This is a genomic window from Bacillus sp. 05T21 (assembly GCF_056396785.1).
The window spans coordinates 77,084-93,686 of record NZ_JBFTMD010000006.1 but is presented as its reverse complement, the minus strand read 5'-3'; the positions used below and the strand labels follow the sequence as shown (position 1 = coordinate 93,686).

Annotated in this window: 16 protein-coding genes and 2 pseudogenes; 13 read left to right on the top strand and 5 right to left on the bottom strand. The window is 34.5% G+C overall.

The window, feature by feature from the left end; translation table 11 throughout:
- Positions 1-22 precede the first annotated feature (22 nt).
- Entirely contained in the window at positions 23-211 is a 189-nt protein-coding gene (locus tag AC1DKZ_RS14160) for a hypothetical protein (RefSeq protein ID WP_000183240.1), read from the top strand.
- A 42-nt stretch (positions 212-253) separates the two neighbouring features.
- Positions 254-1,106 (top strand): annotated as a pseudogene (locus AC1DKZ_RS14155) (transposase); the annotation flags it as partial.
- A gap of 407 nt (positions 1,107-1,513) precedes the next feature.
- Here AC1DKZ_RS14155 and AC1DKZ_RS14150 read toward each other — a convergent pair.
- Positions 1,514-2,032, bottom strand: a complete 519-nt coding sequence (locus tag AC1DKZ_RS14150) for a GNAT family N-acetyltransferase (RefSeq protein WP_002137643.1) — start codon at positions 2,030-2,032, stop codon at positions 1,514-1,516.
- Between the two features lie 313 nt (positions 2,033-2,345).
- On the opposite strand from AC1DKZ_RS14150, the gene AC1DKZ_RS14145 reads away from it, so the two are divergent.
- Both AC1DKZ_RS14145 and colA read left to right on the top strand, forming a co-directional pair.
- Positions 2,346-3,023 carry an MgtC/SapB family protein gene (locus AC1DKZ_RS14145; RefSeq protein WP_476996487.1) on the top strand — a complete coding sequence of 226 codons (678 nt, stop codon included), beginning with the start codon at positions 2,346-2,348 and terminating at the stop codon, positions 3,021-3,023.
- Positions 3,024-3,226: 203 nt separating this feature from the next.
- Positions 3,227-6,142 carry a collagenase ColA gene (colA, locus tag AC1DKZ_RS14140; RefSeq protein WP_476996486.1) on the top strand — a complete coding sequence of 972 codons (2,916 nt, stop codon included), beginning with the start codon at positions 3,227-3,229 and terminating at the stop codon, positions 6,140-6,142.
- A 35-nt stretch (positions 6,143-6,177) separates the two neighbouring features.
- Here colA and AC1DKZ_RS14135 read toward each other — a convergent pair whose 3' ends face one another.
- On the bottom strand, positions 6,178-6,681 hold the full coding sequence (locus AC1DKZ_RS14135; protein ID WP_002142650.1) for a GNAT family N-acetyltransferase: 504 nt from the start codon (positions 6,679-6,681) through the stop codon (positions 6,178-6,180).
- A 255-nt stretch (positions 6,682-6,936) separates the two neighbouring features.
- Here AC1DKZ_RS14135 and AC1DKZ_RS14130 point away from each other — a divergent pair, with 255 nt between their 5' ends.
- The 5 genes from AC1DKZ_RS14130 (at position 6,937) to AC1DKZ_RS14110 (ending at position 10,588) form a co-directional block, all read left to right on the top strand.
- On the top strand, positions 6,937-7,335 hold the full coding sequence (locus AC1DKZ_RS14130) for a DUF2871 family protein (RefSeq protein ID WP_002033617.1): 399 nt from the start codon (positions 6,937-6,939) through the stop codon (positions 7,333-7,335).
- A 138-nt stretch (positions 7,336-7,473) separates the two neighbouring features.
- Positions 7,474-8,865: an FAD-binding oxidoreductase gene (locus AC1DKZ_RS14125; protein ID WP_016091952.1), complete on the top strand. Its 1,392-nt coding sequence runs from the start codon at positions 7,474-7,476 to the stop codon at positions 8,863-8,865.
- 6 nt (positions 8,866-8,871) lie between these two features.
- Entirely contained in the window at positions 8,872-9,219 is a 348-nt protein-coding gene (locus AC1DKZ_RS14120) for a DUF4260 domain-containing protein (RefSeq protein ID WP_002146404.1), read from the top strand.
- 24 nt (positions 9,220-9,243) lie between these two features.
- Positions 9,244-9,780 (top strand): GrpB family protein, encoded by a 537-nt coding sequence (locus AC1DKZ_RS14115; protein ID WP_476996485.1) that lies wholly within the window; start codon positions 9,244-9,246, stop codon positions 9,778-9,780.
- A 187-nt stretch (positions 9,781-9,967) separates the two neighbouring features.
- Positions 9,968-10,588: an FMN-binding negative transcriptional regulator gene (locus AC1DKZ_RS14110; RefSeq protein ID WP_476996484.1), complete on the top strand. Its 621-nt coding sequence runs from the start codon at positions 9,968-9,970 to the stop codon at positions 10,586-10,588.
- Positions 10,589-10,666: 78 nt separating this feature from the next.
- Here the strand turns inward: AC1DKZ_RS14110 and AC1DKZ_RS14105 are convergent, their stop codons facing one another.
- The 3 genes from AC1DKZ_RS14105 to AC1DKZ_RS14095 form a co-directional block, all read right to left on the bottom strand.
- A complete protein-coding gene (locus AC1DKZ_RS14105) occupies positions 10,667-10,804 on the bottom strand; it encodes a Phr family secreted Rap phosphatase inhibitor (protein WP_219375569.1) in 138 nt (45 codons plus the stop codon).
- Positions 10,804-11,898: a response regulator aspartate phosphatase gene (locus tag AC1DKZ_RS14100; protein ID WP_219375568.1), complete on the bottom strand. Its 1,095-nt coding sequence runs from the start codon at positions 11,896-11,898 to the stop codon at positions 10,804-10,806. The genes AC1DKZ_RS14105 and AC1DKZ_RS14100 overlap by 1 nt, the downstream gene beginning before the upstream one ends.
- 278 nt (positions 11,899-12,176) lie before the next feature.
- Positions 12,177-13,643 (bottom strand): protein adenylyltransferase SelO, encoded by a 1,467-nt coding sequence (locus AC1DKZ_RS14095; RefSeq protein ID WP_476996483.1) that lies wholly within the window; start codon positions 13,641-13,643, stop codon positions 12,177-12,179.
- A 404-nt stretch (positions 13,644-14,047) separates the two neighbouring features.
- Between AC1DKZ_RS14095 and AC1DKZ_RS14090 the strand changes: the two genes are divergently transcribed.
- The 4 genes and pseudogenes from AC1DKZ_RS14090 to AC1DKZ_RS14075 all read left to right on the top strand — a co-directional run bounded on the left by AC1DKZ_RS14090 (position 14,048) and on the right by AC1DKZ_RS14075 (position 16,549).
- A complete protein-coding gene (locus AC1DKZ_RS14090) occupies positions 14,048-14,368 on the top strand; it encodes an ArsR/SmtB family transcription factor (protein ID WP_000432919.1) in 321 nt (106 codons plus the stop codon).
- Positions 14,369-14,446: 78 nt separating this feature from the next.
- On the top strand, positions 14,447-15,373 hold the full coding sequence (locus tag AC1DKZ_RS14085) for a DMT family transporter (RefSeq protein ID WP_476996482.1): 927 nt from the start codon (positions 14,447-14,449) through the stop codon (positions 15,371-15,373).
- Positions 15,374-15,449: 76 nt separating this feature from the next.
- Positions 15,450-15,725 (top strand): annotated as a pseudogene (locus AC1DKZ_RS14080) (4'-phosphopantetheinyl transferase superfamily protein); the annotation flags it as partial.
- Positions 15,726-15,964: 239 nt separating this feature from the next.
- Complete coding sequence (locus AC1DKZ_RS14075; RefSeq protein WP_002087686.1) at positions 15,965-16,549, top strand: TetR/AcrR family transcriptional regulator; 585 nt, start codon at positions 15,965-15,967, stop codon at positions 16,547-16,549.
- Positions 16,550-16,603 lie beyond the last annotated feature (54 nt).

Sequence of the window (16,603 nt, the reverse complement as noted above, 5' to 3'; positions counted from 1 at the left end):
TCACTAAATGGAGGAGAAAGTAATGACTAATTTATTGCGTAAACTAGCAGATGAAGAAATGGAAACGTCGCTATCTAATGGAGGAGCAGGTCAATTTTGTTCCTTGTATAGTAAATTGTTACCTATCTCTATTGCAGGTTGTATGGCAGGTAACAGTAGCAGTTGTAGCGAAATGCAGCATTACACAGAATATCTTCATAAATACTGTTAATAATAATTATTTTTTCAAAGTAAGATAATACAATAATATGGAGGAGCAGGTAAAGGTGCTACCATTTATCGCTTTGTGAGTGATCAATTCTCTAGCTTTTATACAAAAGTGATTAATACGAATGCTAGGGATGCCGTTCATGTCATTGATGGTTTACTACATCACGAAACAGATTTACATATTGAAGAGCATTATACTGATACAGCTGGATATACAGATCAAGTATTCGGTCTTACTCATTTGCTAGGGTATCGCTTTGCCCCAAGATTAAGAGATATTTTGGACTCGAAACTCTACACATTTGAAAAGCCTGAACAATATCCTGATATGGAGAAATTGTTACGCGGAAGGATTCATAAAAAAGTCATTCAAGAGAATTACGATGATGTGTTAAGGTTAGCACATTCCGTTCGGGAAGGAACAGCGTCTGCGTCTCTTATTATGGGGAAGATTGGTTCTTATTCTAGGCAGAATAGTCTTGCAAAAGCGATAAGAGAAATGGGACGAGTTGAAAAAAACTTTATTTATTTTAGACTATATTTCTAGTGAAACGTTACGCCGGCGCATTCAAAAGGGATTAAATAAAGGAGAAGCAATGAATGCCTTAGCAAGAGCTATTTTCTTTGGAAAACATGGTGAACTTCGAGAGCGTGCACTGCAAGACCAATTACAGCGTGCCAGTGCATTAAATCTTATTATAAATGCAATTAGCATTTGGAATACCGTATATTTATCCCGAGCGATTGAGCATATGATGGAAGTAGGAAAACATCAGGAGTCTTTACTTGCCCATATTTCACCTTTAGGTTGGGAGCATATAAATTTCTTAGGTCAATATAAATTCGATATTAACAGTTCCCATTCTATTCGATCATTACGCCCCCTTAGAACATAAATGAAGCCCTTGATTTTCTGCTTAGCGTAGACAAATCAAGGGTTTTTCTTTCAAAATCTTTCTTAGCGTATAATTTCCGCGTTTTGTCGGCAGGACCCCTTAAAGGGCACTATTGTTGAATAAACCTTAGATTTTTAAACGACTTTATTGTTATATTTTCGAGTACAGTGAAGTATCTTATATCGAAAATTAAACAACTATATTTTAACCCCGTCCTAAATTTAGAACGGGGTTATGCTTGTTTTAGTCTTTAAAATTTAATAGCTTTATTGTCTTTTTACAGTTAATTGAAGAAGAAAGGACATAACATATTAGTTATATAAAATATGTTATGTCCTTTAATTTATCAACTTTTTTTCAATCTAGGTCTTGATAAGGGATTCACTTTCTGGCTTGTTTTTGATTATTTAGAGCTCAATCCAATACCTTCTCACAACATTCCCATCTTCTTCAGTGTAATCTTCATCCCGGAGACCGCCGTTATGTAAAATCGTTTTCTCAGAAGCCGTATTCACTTCGTCACAAACGACAAGTGCTTTCGTGATGTTTAATTCTTTCGTTTTTTCTAATGATAACTCTAGTAACTTTGTAGCATAACCTTTTCTTCTTTCAGAAGGGCGAATACCATAACCGATATGGCCTCCAGCATTAAATAGATGATCAGTTAAACTATGACGTATATTAACAACTCCTACAATTTTATTTTCATCTGTCACGAGCCAATAAGTAGAATCTGGTACCCAAGTTTCAGGAATATTTATTCCGTTATGTGCGTCGTGTAATTCTTGAATCATTGTCGTGAAATTAGAAGGATTTTTTGAAATAACGAATGGAATCATCGCTTCACCGCTATCTTTCCATTCGTTATAAAAATCTAAGTATTCTTCTTGTAAATCGGTAGTAGGTGTAAGTAAAGAGATGTTCATTGTTAGTAAGCTCCTTTTATTTATGTTTTTTTTCACAAAAATTATGATATAAAATGAAAGCGTTTTCTGACTTTCTCAACCTCATTTCACGCAACTCATATGCCATTTTTAACTGAAAATAAGTTAGACGTTGAACTTTAAAGGTTTTTTGTATGAGAAGTAGGTTGTTTTATTTATGTTAATATTTAAAATATTAACATAAAATCACTGGGATATTAAATGTATTTTAATAAAATGCTTTTATATCGATGGGTAGATGCATGTGATAATTTTTGTTTTATCTCTCTATAATGAATAAAAGGGGGAAGTGCTCGTGAGCTTACATATTGATTTTATTATACGAATCGGTGTTGCTGGTTTGTTAGGGGCGATAATCGGTATTGAAAGGGAAATCCGCTCAAAAGAAGCTGGATTAAAAACACATTTCCTAGTAGCCGTAGGGAGTGCTTTAATAATGGTCGTTTCGAAATATGCTTTTTCGGATATTGTGTTTGAAGAACATATGGCTCTTGATCCGAGCCGGATTGCAGCGCAAGTTGTTAGTGGAGTTGGATTTTTAGGTGCAGGTACAATCATTATTCAAAAGCAGGCAGTGAAAGGATTAACGACAGCGGCTGGTTTATGGGCTACAGCAGGAATAGGGCTAGCAATTGGAGCTGGTATGTATGTTGTAGGGATTGGAGCGATGATTCTCGTTTTGATTGGTTTAGAGATTGTAAGTCGTATTTTTAAGGTGCAATTTTTATTTCCGCAAAATATAACAGTGCAAATGTGTATAAATAAACACGAAGCGGTACAACAAATAATAGAGACGCTACGAGTGAAAGGTATTCCAATACTTTCATATGAAGTTGAAGCTTTACAGCAAGATACAGAAATAGTTTATAAGGTAGGAATGCAATTGAAAAATATATCGTCAGAAGAAAAGAATGCATTTATTCAGCATATGCAAACATTGCCGGAAATTACGTTTATAAAGTTAAAATCATAGTGTTGAAATAGAGGATAGATGTAGCAGGGATTTCGCTATTATCTATCCTTTTTTGACATAAATCACATGTGAAGTCAAGTGTTAATTTCAATTTGAATGGATACATGTGTGAACGTTCCCTTCTTTTTTTTCAATACAGAATAAATAGTCAGAATAGTAAAATAATGGAGCGGGACACTAAAAAATGTAAGGTAGGGGAGAGCATGAAAGGCTATTCAAAAAAAGTTTTAGTAGGGGTAAGTTTTGCTAGTTTAATGTTAGGGAGTTTTCAAGGAAGCATATTGGCGGAAGATACTAAGGGAGAGCAAGTTTCATATCGAAATGTGCTAAAAATGGAGCCGATTGGTGTACAACTGCCCATGGAAGAATTAGCTCATTCATCGAAAGTATTAGAAAGCAAGTCTTTTGAGAAAAGGCTACAATTTGCTGATTTATCGCAAAGACCACCGGAAGTAAAAAAGGAAAGTAAGCAATTAGCTGTAGCGAAAACTTATACAATTGCTGAATTAAATCAATTAAGCAATCAACAATTAGTAGATTTACTTGTAACAATCGATTGGGAGCAAATTACGGGGCTATTTCAGTTTAATAAGGACAGTCTTGTATTCTATCAAAATGATAGTAGGATGCAGGCAATTATTGATAAATTGAAGCAGCAAGGACAAGCTTATACGAAGGATGATTCAAAAGGGATTGAGACATTAGTAGAGGTATTGCGCTCTGGATTTTATTTAGGTTTTTATAATGGAGAATTAAGTAAACTTAATGAGCGGAGCTATCATGACAAGTGCTTGCCGGCGTTAAAAACGATTGCGAACAATCCAAATTTCAAGCTCGGTACATTGGAACAAAATAGAGTTGTATCATCATACGGAAAATTAATAGGAAATGCTTCGAGTGATGTGGAAACGGTAACATCGGCTGCAAAGATTTTTAAACAATATAATGATACTTTTTCTACATTGGTAGATAATCTTTCAGCTGGAAATGCGATTTACGATATTATGCAAGCTGTCGATTATGATATTCAATCGTATTTGTACGATACGAGAAAAGTACCGAAAGATACAGTATGGTACCAAAAAATAGATAGTTATATTAATGAGTTAAGTAGATTTGCGTTAATGGGAACGATTACAGAGAAAAACGGATGGCTTATTAATAATGGCATTTATTATACAGGTAGACTCGGCACATTCCATAGTACAGGGACGAAAGGATTACAAGTTGTAACAGATGCGATGAAAATTTATCCTTATTTAGGTGAGCAATATTTCGTAGCAGCTGAGCAAATTACGACGAATTATGGCGGGAAAGATGCAAACGGTAACGTTGTTAATTTAGATCAAATACGAGAAGATGGGAAGAAAAAGTATTTGCCGAAAACGTATACGTTTGATGATGGTGCAATTGTTTTAAAAGCCGGAGATAAAGTGACTGAGGAGAAAGTTAAACGTTTATATTGGGCAGCAAAAGAAGTGAAGGCACAATTCCATCGTACGGTTGAAAGTGACCAACCGTTAGAAAAAGGAAATCCAGATGATGTATTAACGATGGTTATTTATAATAGCCCAGCTGAATACCAATTTAACCGTCAATTGTACGGATATGAAACGAATAACGGCGGTCTTTATATAGAAGGAACAGGTACGTTCTTTACTTATGAACGTACGCCACAAGAAAGTATTTATAGTTTAGAAGAATTGTTCCGACATGAGTTCACTCATTATTTACAAGGTAGATATGAAGTGCCAGGACTTTGGGGGCAAGGTAAGATGTATGAGAATGAGAGATTATCTTGGTTTGAAGAAGGGAATGCTGAGTTTTTTGCAGGTGCAACGAGAACGGACAACGTCGTTCCAAGAAAGAGTATTATAGGAGGACTATCTTCGAATCCAGCAGAACGTTATACGGCAGAGCGAACGTTAAATGCAAAGTATGGAACGTGGGATTTCTATAATTATTCCTTTGCTTTACAATCGTATATGTACAATAAGAGATACGATATGTTTGATAAAGTTCATGATCTTATTAGGGAAAATGATGTAACAGCATATGATGCATACCGCTCTGCTTTAAGTAAAGATGCGAATTTAAATAAAGAGTATCAAGACTATATGCAAATGTTAGTAGACAACCGTGAGAAATATAATGTTCCGTTAGTGTCAGATGATTATTTAGCAACTCATGCACCGAAACCAGTTTCAGATATTGCCGCAGAAATTACAGCGGAAGCAAAATTAAGTAATGTATCAATAAAGAAAAATAAATCACAATTCTTTAATACATTTACACTGCAAGGAACATATACAGGAACTTCTGCAAAAGGAGAATATGAAGACTGGAAAACAATTACGCAAAACGTTAATGATACGTTAAAACGTTTAAGTGCAAAAGAATGGACAGGCTATAAAACAGTAACAGCTTACTTCGTGAATTACCGTGTAAATGCATCAGGGCAATTTGAATATGATGTTGTGTTCCACGGTATTAATACAGAAGAAGGTGCTGTGAATAAAGCGCCGGTCGCGGTTATAAATGGTCCGTATAGCGGACATACGAATGAAGCAATCTCGTTTAAAAGCGATGGATCAAAAGATGAAGATGGGAAAATTGCTTCTTATAACTGGGAGTTCGGTGATGGTGCGGTAAGTAATGAGCAAAATCCAACTCACGTATATACAAAAGAAGGAACGTATACGGCGAAATTAACAGTAACAGACGATAAAGGATTAACTAATACTGCTACAACGAGCGTAACGGTTCAAAAGAAAGAAGATAACAGTGTAGAAAAAGAGCTAAATAATTCATTCCAAACGGCGAATAAACTGCAGTTAAATCAAGTTTTACGTGCTAGTTTAGGAAACGGTGATACGAGTGATTACTTTGAAATAAATGTAGAAACTGCGAAAAATCTTCAAATTAATGTAACGAAGGAAAATAATATCGGAGTAAACTGGGTTCTTTATTCAGAAGCAGATTTAAATAATTATGTTACGTATGCACAGCAACAAGGAAATAAATTAGTAGGTAGTTACTATACGTATCCAGGGAAGTACTATTTACATGTATACCAGTATGGTGGTGGAACAGGGAATTATACGGTAGAAGTGAAGTGAAAAAAAGGGTCGCCATTCATGGCGATCCTTTTTTGTTATGCGTTATACCCGAATAATTTTAGATCTTCTCCTGAGTCTGAAATTATTTTTTCGAATCGCAATCCTACTTTTTCTAACAGCGTACCTGAAGCAGCATTATCTATAGAAGTAATTGCTACAATTCGTTTCATTCTTAGCTTCTGTACACCGTATTCTATTACAGCAGAAGCTGATTCATAGCCGTATCCTTTCGAACGGAATTTTTCTAAAAAGGCAAAGCCGATATCAACATCTTCTAATGAATCTCTTTTAATAAGGCCGCACATACCAATTGGTGTGAGATTTTCTTTTTGTTCAACTAAGTAAAGACCAAAGCCCATTTTATTATACATATCGACGGGTCCATTTAAGATGTATTTTTTTGCATCTTCTAAGTTTTTAATACCTTTATCACCAATAAATTGAATCCATGCAGGATCATTTACTAATTCAAGAATAAACGGAGCATCTTTTACATCGAGCCAGCGAAGAGTGAGTCTTTCAGTTTCAAGAACTATCAATCTATTGCACCACCTTTAATAGTTATAACAATTAGTATGGATTGCGAAATACAAAAGTGCAACATATTTTAATAGAGCCCTGCTTGTTCACATAAAGTTCGTTTGTTTTGTATAAAAGGATATTTTATAATTAGAATTGATTGTAAAGAGTGAGATACTTATACAATGACTCCTAGGTAACTAGGAGTTTTTACTATATAACTATCATTATTACTAAATATGACGCACTACACATTCTACTTAAGGAGGTACATAATGAAGAAATTATATAATGCATCGTTTACTTATTTGATTATCGGTTTATTGTCAGGAATATTTGCTAGGGAGTATGGAAAATATAAAGGGATTTTAGGATCTACTTTATTAAATCTTTTGCATACGCATACGTTAGTACTTGGCTTTTTCTTCTTTTTAATTGCTTTAGGATTAGCGAAAGTATTCGCGTTTCATGAAGTGAAAGGATTTAATAACTGGTTTATTTTACATAATATCGCATTAACTTTAATGTTAGGTTCGCTAGCAGCGAGAGGACTTCTTCAACTAAATGGAGCGGACTTTAAAGGGTTAACTTATATTGTAGGGTTCTCTCATTCTATGATGGCATTTACTTTAGTTTGGTTTATGATTCTGTTGAAGAAATCGTCTAAAATATAGTTTTATAAAAAAGAACTTGTAGGGAATACTGCAAGTTCTTTTTTATATATAAAATTATAGGAATCTTACTATTCTGATTATTTTGTATAAAAATGGTATAATTAATGTGGCGTAAATAATATAAAAGGAGAGTACGTAATGGAAATAACAATTGAACGTTTAGTAAATGAATTAAAGGATGTACTTCCTGAAGAGCAAGTAGTGGTTAATAAGACAGTAAGAGAGTTACATAGTAAAGATGAATCTTACCATAATAGTAGTTTACCTGATGTAGTTGTTTTTCCAAAAACGATGGAAGAGGTTAGAGCAATAATGAAAGTAGCGAGTGAGCATAAAAAACCTGTCATTCCATTTGGAGTAGGTTCTAGTTTAGAAGGTCATATAATTCCTTATGAAAAGGGGATTACAGTTGATTTTTCATTAATGAACAAAATACTTGAAATAAGAGAGAAAGATTTTCTTGTGAAAGTACAACCAGGAGTGACTCGTTCTCAGCTCAATAAAGAATTGAAAAAGTACGGTTTGTTTTTTAGTGTAGATCCAGGTGCAGATGCAACGTTAGGGGGCATGGCTGCTACGAATGCGAGCGGAACGACAGCGGTTAAGTATGGCGTAATGCGTGATCAAGTTCGTGATTTAGAAGTGGTGCTTGCTGATGGGCAAGTGATACATACTGGCAATTTAGCGGCGAAGTCATCATCAGGTTATCATTTAAATGGTATTTTCGTAGGATCAGAAGGTACGCTTGGATGCTTTACAGAGCTAACATTAAAAGTATACGGCATACCAGAACATGTTATGGCTGCGAGAGCATCGTTTCCAACTATAAATGATGCAGTAGAAGCTGTTATTAATATACTGCAAGCTGGCATTCCAATTGCGAGAATAGAACTTGTTGATGAATTATCTATGAAACAAGTAAATCATTACAATGAAACAAATTACAGAGAAGAACCAACACTGTTTTTAGAGTTTCACGGAAATGAAGCAGGGCTAACGCAAGATATTGAGTTTACGAAGGAAATTGTTTTTGATCATAAATGTAAAGAAGTTGCTTTTGAAACTGAAACTGCGGCGAGAAATAAATTATGGGATGCAAGACATAACTTAGCATACTCTTACGTTCATAGTTACCCTGGTAAAAAGCTGATGAGTACGGATGTTTGTGTACCAATTTCAGAATTAGCTGGCGCAATACAACATGCGAAAGAGACATTAGATAAAGTTGGTCTTGTTGGTGGTATTCTTGGCCATGTAGGAGACGGGAATTTTCACGTGCTCTTAATGATTGATCCAAATGATAAAGATGAAGTGAAAAAAGCGGACGAAATAAATGAAAGTATTGTACTGTATGCTCTTAAGCGTGGCGGAACTTGTACAGGAGAGCATGGCGTTGGAATAGGAAAGCAGAAGTATCAAGAAGAAGAACATGGGGCGGCATTATTGGTAATGGAGAAAATAAAGAAAGCTCTTGATCCGCAAAATATTTTAAATCCGAATAAAATTTTCAAGCTAACAGATAAGGAATGATGAATTTTGGAGAAACGAATTATACACTTTGAAGGATTGGTCGTCTTATTAGCTGCGATTTATATATATGCATTATGTGGATTTAGTTGGTTATTATTTATCGTATTACTTTTTGCACCTGATTTAGCAATGGTGGCGTACGCTATTAACAAACGTGTTGGTGCACAAATTTATAATCTATTTCACACATATATCATATCAATATTACTTGTTTTAATAGGGGTCTATTTAAAGGTGGATACGATTTTAATGATTGGTTTAATATGGACAGCACATATTGGAATGGATCGAATGCTTGGGTATGGATTGAAGTATGAAACTGATTTTAAGGATACGCATATTCAGAGGTTATAAAAGTGATTTGAGAAGGGTGGTCAATTGAAACAATTTATTACTGTTGAGAAATATAATACACAATGGGAAAGTGAATTTTGTAAATTACAGACGTTGATTAATAACGTAATGGGAGAACTCATTTTTTCTATAGAGCACGTTGGGAGTACATCTGTTAAAGGCCTTGCTTCTAAACCGATATTAGATGTCGATGTTGTAATAGAAGATTATGATGTTTTTCCAAAAGTGATAAAGAGACTTGAACAGATAGGTTATTTTCACCAAGAAGAGTGGAGTTTTAAGGGGAGAGAAGCCTTTGGGAGAAAGGGTCAATATGTTCCGAGGGACGGGAAGAATACAATTTGGATGGAACATCATTTATATGTATGCGATAAGAATAGTGAAGAGTTAAGAAGACATGTAGCGTTTCGTGAGTATCTTCGTGGAAATCCAAACGTTGTTATTGAATATGGGAAGTTAAAGAAAGAGTTAGCAGAAACGGCGGAAAATCGCTTAAGTTATAGCTTAGGCAAAACGGAATTCATTGAATATGTATTAGAAAAAGCTATGAAGGATAGTTGAATAGAAGAGTTTGTATCAATACGAAAATAGACTAAGGTGGCAGAAATTATATAATGCCACCTATTGTTTTTGAAGAAGAGGTTTTACTATATGAACTGACCTTATAAAACAATTACAATCTGCCCCTGCCAAATAATAAATCTCGTAAATATAATGGGAAATAAGAAGATAAGAAAAGAGGGAGCTTATGTACATACCAAAACATTTCACTATACAAGATGAAGAGAAGAAGTACGAAATGATTGAACAAAATAGCTTTGCAACTTTATTTTCTCAACATAACGGAGCACCGTACGCAACGCATTTGCCGTTATTATTAAATAGGGAAACACTTACTTTATATGGTCATTTTGCACGTCCAAATGAGCAGTGGAAAGATAGTGGAAATCAACAAGTGTTAGCTGTTTTTCAAGGGCCACATAGCTACATTTCTCCGTCATGGTATGAAACAAATAAAGCAGTACCAACATGGAACTATGTTGCGGTGCATGTATATGGAGCGTTAGAAATTGTTGAAGATGAACAGGAATTAATAGATTCTCTTCAAGATTTAGTACATAAATATGAAGATCCACAGAGCACCTACTCACTTAATGATGTAGATCCAAATTATATGGAAGGATTAAGTAGGGGAATAGTTGGATTCAAAATAAAGATAAATAAAATAGAAGGAAAAGCGAAGTTAAGTCAAAATCATTCTGTGGAGAGACGAGGGTTAGTTATAGAAGAACTTGAGAAAGTTGGGAGTGAGCGGAGTAGGGGGATTGCGAAATGGATGAAGGAGCAGTTGTATAATAATGAGGGTTAACGATTACATGTAGAGTACGCTCAGTAAATCAAATAATTATAAAAAAGTCGTGCTAAAATTAGCACGACTTTTTTATAATTATTTGATTGTTAACTCGTATGCTGGAGACCAAGTATCACCTTTGTTTAATGCAGCATCTTTTAGATTATGGCTGAATCCAAAACTCAAAATTAGTGTTAATGCTACCGACGATAGTGTTAAAACAATCTTTTTCATTATTTTAGCGCCCCTTTAGCTAATGATTTTTTGCGTGCTTGATTACTTAAATTATAATATTTACTTGCTTTGGCATGATTCTCTTCTGCATAAAATTTATTTGCTATTCGTTCAGTGTACTCTTCAATACACTCCCATAATTCTTCTTTTTCAAAATAAGAAATCCCTTCTAAAACTACTTTTTCTAGTTTAATTAAATTTGATTCTTTACTAAGCTCTTCTAAGATTTTAAAACGATATTGATATTCTTTAATTTCTAATTCGTTACAAACAGATAAACCTTTTTCAATTAGTTGCGATGCAGATTTTATGTCACTTAATTTTATATATTCATCTGCTTGGAGATAAAGGGCTTTAAAATGGTTTGGCATGCTCTCAGTAACTTCGGATAGATGGCGAATTGCTAAAGAGGAAAGATTTTGATTTGCGTATAGCAAGCCAATATTATTTCTAGTACGTAAAAGTAATGATTTTTCTCCTCTCTTTTTCAAGAAATCGATAGCAGAATTGAAGCTTTCTTCAGCTTGTTCAAATTGTCTTAAATCTAGACAAGATAGTCCAAAAACATTGTCGCACGCAGCTAAGTTAATTTCATATCCGGTATGTTTAGAGAAAAGTTTTTTTGCTTGTTGTATGTGGTTAATAGCTGTAAGTGGTTTGTATATTTGGTAATAAAAAGAAGAGATGCGATAATTAAACTCAGCAAGTTCTAATTCTTCAGGTACATATTTTATAAGTTTTTCAGCTTTCTCAAAGTGATTTTTAGCTTCATTATAGTCTGCGATAATCGTGTTATGAATAGCTTTGAAGAAATTATAATAATAGGAAAGAAAATTTTTTTCTGGTATTGGGAAAGAATCAATTTTATTAAAAGCATCTTTATTGATATTTAAACCATCTATTAGAACAGTATATCTAAAGTTAAAAAGTGAATAATATAATTGCAGGTTTGTATCTTCTTCTGAACCAGAGATTCTATCCTCAATCTCTTTTTTTAGTTTTGTTGCATGGACAGTTTGATGTTGTAATATAGCTCTATACCAATCATTAAATAGTTTTGTAACTTGTTCATTACCTTGTAGTTGAACGTTCATAAAATCCCCTCACTTTTTGAATATTCTTATAAAATATATTATCAAAAATAACAATGTTTAGAAATGGAGTTTTATATTTCTCAATATTTGTTTAGTAGATTTACTATTAAACAAATTGGAATAAAGATAGTTTTGATATTTAGTTTAAGGAAGGAGAGAGTGGAATTTAGTAAGGATAGCTAAAGGGTGCTTCAGTCCGCTTTTTTGAAAGGGAAATGTATAAAAAGGTGCGTTCATACAATTTGTATGAACACACCTTTTAAAAAATTATTACACAATCACGTCCCACAAAAAGTCCGATAAGGGCGATTAGACGGCACAGAAGGCGTGCAGTAATCCGCTTGTTCTTGAGAATATTCATAAGGATTTGCTAAAGCTTGAAGAAGTTTCTCCATTACGCTATAGTCTCCATTTTTAACAGCTGCTTCTAGTGCTTCTTCTACTTTGTGGTTTCGAGGGATGATTACTGGGTTGTTATTTTTCATTAATTTGTATGCATCATCTTGTGATTCTTTTTGTCTTTCTAACCGAGATTGCCATAGCTCGTACCATTCTTTAAATTCAGGACTTTCAAATAAAGGTGCATTTTCTAATGTAGTGTCAGTTAATGCACGGAATGTATTTGTATAATCTGCTTTATATTTTTCCATTGCTTTTAAAAGTTTCTCAATAAGGGATTGATCATGCTCTTCATTGCTAAATAGTCCTAATTTCTTCTTCATTCCGAGGAACCAATTGTTTTCGTACTGCACGCTAAACTTTGAAATTTCATCTTGTGCAATCTTTAGCGCTGCTTCTTCATCTTCGTGTAGTATCGGTATTAAAGATTCAGCTAAACGTGCGAGATCCCATGCAGCCATATATGGTTGATTTCCGTATGCATAACGGCCTTGTGTGTCAATAGAGCTAAATACTGTTCCTTGATTATAACTATCCATAAAGGCACATGGACCGTAATCAATCGTTTCACCGCTAATCGTTATATTGTCAGTGTTCATTACGCCGTGAATGAAGCCAACGAGTTGCCATTTTGCGATAAGGCTTGCTTGTCTCTTAATGACTTCTTGTAGTAGTGCGACATATGGATTTTCAGTAGATTCAACCTCTGGATAATGTCTTTTTATCGTATAATCAGCTAAAGCTTTGAGATCTTCGATTGAGCCTCGAGCTGCGGCGTATTGGAATGTTCCAACGCGTATATGACTGCTTGCAACTCTAGTTAAAATAGCTCCAGGTAACTTCGTTTCGCGATAGATTGGTTCGCCAGTTGAGACTACTGCTAAACTGCGAGTAGTTGGAATATCAAGCGCGTACATCGCTTCACTAATAATATACTCACGTAGCATCGGACCGAGTGCAGCGCGGCCATCACCACGGCGCGAATATGGAGTTGGACCGGAACCTTTCAATTGAATATCAAACCGTTCGCCTGAAGGAGTAATTTGTTCCCCAATTAAAAGGGCACGACCATCTCCTAACATGTTGAAATGACCAAATTGGTGCCCAGCATACGCCTGAGCTAGCGGGTGAGCTCTTTCTGGGATTGCGTTACCAGCTAAAATGGCAACTTCAGCGTCCTTTTTTAGTTCCTCAGGATTAAAGCCAAGAGATATTGCTAAAGAATTATTTAGTTTAATTAACTCCGGTGAGTGTACAGGAGTTGGGGGGATTTCGGTGAAAAATGATTTGGGCAGGTCAGTATAACTACTCTCTAAATTCCAACCAGTTTCGTTTTTATTAGTCATCGTATCTCCTCCTTTTTGTGTATTTTAGAAATTTGAATTGTAATTGGTTTTTAATTATTCTCTTGTACTTATATGTATTCTGTGTGAGGTTAATTAAAAATATTATACGTTTATTTTGAAAGATCCCCTTGAAATCTATTGTAAGGACTTCATTACATTGTGTCCATTTAACTGTCATAAAAACAAAACGATCTTATCAGATATGGAGAACATGATTCATTTAGCAGAACTTTTTATGTTAATAGAAGCAAAAGAAATTTTTGAATTTCAACTCCTATATTTACCAACTTCTGTTAGGAAAGATGATATACTTACAATAGTTGGGATACCATCAGCGACATTACCTCATTAACCCCACGCGGATGGTATCATTATAAATATATTTATTAAAAAGGATGCGAATCATGGAAAATTACGAATGCAAAAACAGAGAAAACATTCTTGAACAATTCAATTTGACGACTCCCATTTTCCAAGCATTGGGCGATGTAAATCGGCAACAAATTATCATGATTTTACTTAAAACCGATGGTTTAAATGTAACTCAAATAACAGAACAAATGTCAATTTCTAGACCTGCAGTATCACATCATTTAAAAATATTAAAGCAAGCAGAATTGGTTAGACCAAAGAAACACGGAAAAGAAGTATATTATTCTTTGACAACCAGTAATTTCGTTATTTATATGAAAGAATTAGTATCTGCGATTGAAGCAGGATATTAATTTTTTTACATAACATGTTTATAAGTTTAAACCTGTAAACGTGAAACTTGCACATTTAACTAAATAGGAGGTACAAAGATGCAAAATCAAAACCAATCAAACAAGATTTATTTCTTACTTCTACTAGTTCCTTTGTTTTGGGGCGGTTCCTTCTCGACAGCAGAACATGTTGTAACTGAAATCCCGCCATTAGTCGCAGCTACTCTTCGTTTCGGTATCGCAGGTGTCATCCTTATGGTGTATTTAACAATTAAATCGGAATGGGATATGGCTTCTATCAAGGAAGGATGGAAAGGACTATTACTCGTTGCGTTAACTGGTATTTTCGGCTATAACGCTCTATTCTTTTTAGGTGTACACTATACGTCCGCTATCAATGGTTCATTAATTATTGCAACCATGCCAATCTTCGTTACACTAGGTTCGATTCTTTTTTTAAATGAAAAATGGAACAGTAAAGTCGGAATCAGTTTAGTACTATCTTTAGTCGGTGTTATTATCGTGATTACAAAAGGATCTCTTGATATGTTACTTTCCTTAGCATTTAATGTTGGGGATTTATTGTTTTTAGCAGCTCTAGCATGCGGCGTTATATATGGTTTAGTAGGGAAAGCTGTCATGAAAGACGTTTCAGCATTATTTGCTACGACAATAATGACTGTTATGGGTTCTGTTTTCCTAGCAATTTCTTCCTTATATGAAGGGAGTTGGGACAAAGTACCTAGTATGTCTGCACAAAGCTGGTTAGAAATATTTTATATGGTTGTATGTGGTACGCTCGTTGGATATATTATTTTCAATAAAGGTGTAGAGCAAATCGGGGCGAGCAAAGCGAGCATGTATCTGAACCTTACACCAATCGTTACGACTTTAATTTCTGTCGTATTCTATGGTTCTGTCATGAGTTGGAGAGAAGTAATCGGTATGTTATTTGTATTAATCGGTGTATATATCGCGACTGCAAAATCGGCAAATCAAAGCAAGAAAGTCGCTTTAAATGATTAAAGGAATAGGCATCGATATTACAGAGATTGAAAGATGGAAGAATAAAAAAACACTTTAAAAGCTATTTACAAAGCAAGAAGTACTGTGGGCAAAAGAAAATTATATCAATTATTCTATTATGTGGTGTATCAAAGAAGCGACAGTAAAGGCAATCGGTACTGGCTTTCAAAAGAACACCATGTGGAAAGATATAGAGATAGTAGACATTGATGGGAAATACGAAATACATTTTAGCGCAGCAGCAAGACAAACCTGTCACATTACGGCAGAAGATCTATTTCATATTGATGTGACAAGAAACAGTACGAATGTGATATCACAAGTAATTTGGACTGATACTCATTTTGCGTAATTAATCTACTATTATTATGTAATTAAATATAAAAACACCGCTTGTATTTCAAAAGCGGTGTTTTTATTGCTTACAACTTACAAGAATAAAATATTGTAAGTCGTAAGCGGATGTGCTAATCTTATAACCTACTTGAAAGATGAATTTTTTTGATTACAACTTACAAATAATAAAAAATGTAAGTTGTTGAAATAACAGAAGATAATTTTATTATATAAACAAAATGGATGGTGAAAGAAATGACTGAAAAGGCATTGACGAAAAATGTTGTTTTGGATGCAGCGGAAAAGGAATTGATTAAATATGGATGGAGTAGGACGACACTCGTTAGTATTGCGAAATCACTTGATGTTAGTCATGCAGCTTTATACTCTTATTTTCGTAGTAAGGCAGCACTTCGAGACGCTATTTTGGAAAGATGGTTATTAAAGTATTCGGATCAACTTGAGAAAATTAGTGGGAAAGACGGAGAAACAGCAGTGATTTTACAAGAGTGGTTCTTATGTTTGTTCCAACTTAAACAGAAAGAGTTACTGGAAAATGAAGAGCTATTTACATTGAATAGTTCGTTAGTTCAGCAAAAGAATGCTGTTATCCAAAAACACGAAGAAAGATTAGTTAGGCAACTGGAGAAGGTTATAAATCAAGGGATAGAGCGTAACGAGATTGAAAAACAAGACAGTTTATTTTTAGCGCATACGATTTTTGGACTCCTATCACCGTTCTACCACCCTGCTTTTTCTGAGCGATGGAAAGAAGAGAAGATAAACGAAGAATTTCAAAAGTCATGGGAAATTGTTGCGCGTGGTATTTTTCAAAAGTAAAGAACTTCGTATCATATAAGGCTTTCAATCAGGAAACGTAATGAGAAGGGGAGA

Bases quoted from the DNA above. Each gene is read 5' to 3' on its own strand.
- AC1DKZ_RS14100 (WP_219375568.1), bottom strand. From the start codon at position 11,898: ATGAACGTTCAACTACAAGGTAATGAACAAGTTACAAAACTATTTAAT.
- AC1DKZ_RS14090 (WP_000432919.1), top strand. From the start codon at position 14,048: ATGGAAAATTACGAATGCAAAAACAGAGAAAACATTCTTGAACAATTC.
- colA (WP_476996486.1), top strand. From the start codon at position 3,227: ATGAAAGGCTATTCAAAAAAAGTTTTAGTAGGGGTAAGTTTTGCTAGT.
- AC1DKZ_RS14095 (WP_476996483.1), bottom strand. From the start codon at position 13,643: ATGACTAATAAAAACGAAACTGGTTGGAATTTAGAGAGTAGTTATACT.
- AC1DKZ_RS14160 (WP_000183240.1), top strand. From the start codon at position 23: ATGACTAATTTATTGCGTAAACTAGCAGATGAAGAAATGGAAACGTCG.
- AC1DKZ_RS14075 (WP_002087686.1), top strand. From the start codon at position 15,965: ATGACTGAAAAGGCATTGACGAAAAATGTTGTTTTGGATGCAGCGGAA.
- AC1DKZ_RS14130 (WP_002033617.1), top strand. From the start codon at position 6,937: ATGAAGAAATTATATAATGCATCGTTTACTTATTTGATTATCGGTTTA.
- AC1DKZ_RS14150 (WP_002137643.1), bottom strand. From the start codon at position 2,032: ATGAACATCTCTTTACTTACACCTACTACCGATTTACAAGAAGAATAC.
- AC1DKZ_RS14125 (WP_016091952.1), top strand. From the start codon at position 7,474: ATGGAAATAACAATTGAACGTTTAGTAAATGAATTAAAGGATGTACTT.
- AC1DKZ_RS14085 (WP_476996482.1), top strand. From the start codon at position 14,447: ATGCAAAATCAAAACCAATCAAACAAGATTTATTTCTTACTTCTACTA.
- AC1DKZ_RS14105 (WP_219375569.1), bottom strand. From the start codon at position 10,804: ATGAAAAAGATTGTTTTAACACTATCGTCGGTAGCATTAACACTAATT.
- AC1DKZ_RS14110 (WP_476996484.1), top strand. From the start codon at position 9,968: ATGTACATACCAAAACATTTCACTATACAAGATGAAGAGAAGAAGTAC.